This window comes from Actinomadura sp. 7K534 (genome assembly GCF_004348575.1).
Lineage (GTDB): Bacteria > Actinomycetota > Actinomycetes > Streptosporangiales > Streptosporangiaceae > Spirillospora > Spirillospora livida.
Genome location: NZ_SMKB01000453.1, coordinates 1 through 1,868, shown reverse-complemented (window position 1 = coordinate 1,868; position 1,868 = coordinate 1). Strand labels below are relative to the sequence as shown.

Sequence of the window (1,868 nt, the reverse complement as noted above, 5' to 3'; positions counted from 1 at the left end):
GGTCAGGGGCGGCGGGGCGGGCTGCCGATGGCGATCGAGAGGAGGAGGACCAGGCCGGCGCCCGCCGCCACCTGGAGCTGTCCGGCCACGGGGATGTCCTCCTTCGGGCCCGCGATCGGGGCGAAGCGGCCCTGGGGGTCGAGGACGACCGGCAGCGTGTCGCCGGGCTCGTGGCCCTCGCAGTTCGACCCGTACTCGTGCGGGATCGGTGTGCCGTCGGTGCGGCGCAGCGTGCAGTGGTGGTGCGGCCTGCCTCTGGACTGGGTCGTCCACGTCCGGGCCACGACCGCGTCGGCGTCGGTGCCGACCCGCGTCATCGCGATGTCCCGTGCGGCGATGACGCCGACGCCGTAGAGGACGAGCAGCGCCAGCGCGCCGAGCGACAGGGGCACGGTCCTGAACCCGAGCGGCCGCCGCCCGCCGTACAGGAGCCCCAGCGCCATGACTGCGCCGAAGAAGCCGCAGATGGCGAGGAGGGCCGCGGCCGTCACGCCGCCCCGCATGTAGGCGGCCGACGCCGGTGCCAGGCCGAGCACGGCGATGGCGGCCGTCCGGGTCCCGCGCCACAGCGCGCGGAGCACCGGGCGCGGTCGTGCGGGCATGCGTCCTCCAGCGATGGGTCGTCCCCTGGGACGGTAGCGGCACGGGCCCCGGACCAGGGAGGGTGGTCCGGGGCCGGGTCAGGACGCGGCGTGGGCGGGGACGGCGCGCCGGGCGGCGCCTCCGACGCGCGGCAGGACGAGTTCGCCGACGCGGTACGCCTCCTCCAGCGCCGGGTAGCCGTTGAGGATCAGGGTGTCGAGCCCGGCGTCGGCGTACTCCTCGATGCGCTCGGCGACCTGCGCGTGGCTGCCGAGCAGCGCCGTCCCGCCGCCGCCCCGCACGAGCCCGATCCCCGCCCACACGTTGGGGTGGACGAGGAGGTCCCCGACGGCGCCGTGCCTGCCGCCGTGCAGGTCGCGGACGCGCGCCTGGCCCACCGAGTCCATGGCCTTGAGGGTCCGCTGCGTCGCGGCGACGGCCTCGTCGGTCATGGTGGCGAGGTGGCGCGCGGCCTCCGCGTACGCCTCCCGCTCCGTCTCACGGGTGATGACGTGCATGAACACGCCGAACCGCAGCGTCCGCCCGTACGCGGCGGCGCGCTCGCGCATCTCTTCGACGCGGGCGCGGATCACCGGCGGCGGCTCCCCGTACATGAGGTAGACGTCCGCCTGCCGGGCGGCGATGTCCTTCGCGATGTCGGAGGAGCCCGCGAAGTAGACCGGCGGGCGGGGGCCGTAGTCGACGGGGCTCTCCACGGTGTTGCGGAAGTGGGAGCCCTCGTGGTCGAACGGCTCGCCGCGCCACAGCAGGTCGAGGACGGTGAGGAAGTCGTCGGTCCGGCGGTAGCGCTCGTCGTGGTCGAGGAAGTCGCCGTACGCGCGCTGGTCGGCGGGGCTGCCGCCGGTGGTGATGTTCAGCCGGACGCGTCCGCGGGTGGCGCGCTGGAGGGTGCCGGTCATCTGCGCGGTGATCGCGGGCAGGGTCAGCCCGGCGCGGAACGCGACGATGTACTCCAGGGTGCGGGTCTCCTGGGCGACGCCGGCGGTGATGACGAAGGTGTCCTCGCTGCTGAACCCGGTCGGCAGCAGGACGCCGGAGAAGCCGGCCTGCTCGGCGGCGCGGGCGAGCTGGGCGAGGTAGTACGGGTCGGACTCGCGGACGCGGGCGTAGAGCCCTTCCTCCTCCGTCCGTCCGGCGCGGTCGGTGCTGACGATGTTGCGGCCGTCGCCGTACGTCGGCAGGAACCAGTGGAACTCCATCGAACGGTCCTCTCAGGCGTGGGTGCGGGCGCGGGTGCGCGCCGGGGCGGGTGCTCGGGTGGCGGC

General features: G+C 75.1%; 2 protein-coding genes. Both read right to left on the bottom strand.

All coding sequences use genetic code 11. The annotated features are described in order from the left end of the window. Positions 1-2 precede the first annotated feature (2 nt). Positions 3-602 carry a hypothetical protein gene (locus E1266_RS37025; protein ID WP_132055217.1) on the bottom strand — a complete coding sequence of 200 codons (600 nt, stop codon included), beginning with the start codon at positions 600-602 and terminating at the stop codon, positions 3-5. 78 nt (positions 603-680) lie between these two features. Next, positions 681-1,802 carry an LLM class flavin-dependent oxidoreductase gene (locus E1266_RS37020; protein ID WP_132055215.1) on the bottom strand — a complete coding sequence of 374 codons (1,122 nt, stop codon included), beginning with the start codon at positions 1,800-1,802 and terminating at the stop codon, positions 681-683. Positions 1,803-1,868: the final 66 nt, after the last annotated feature.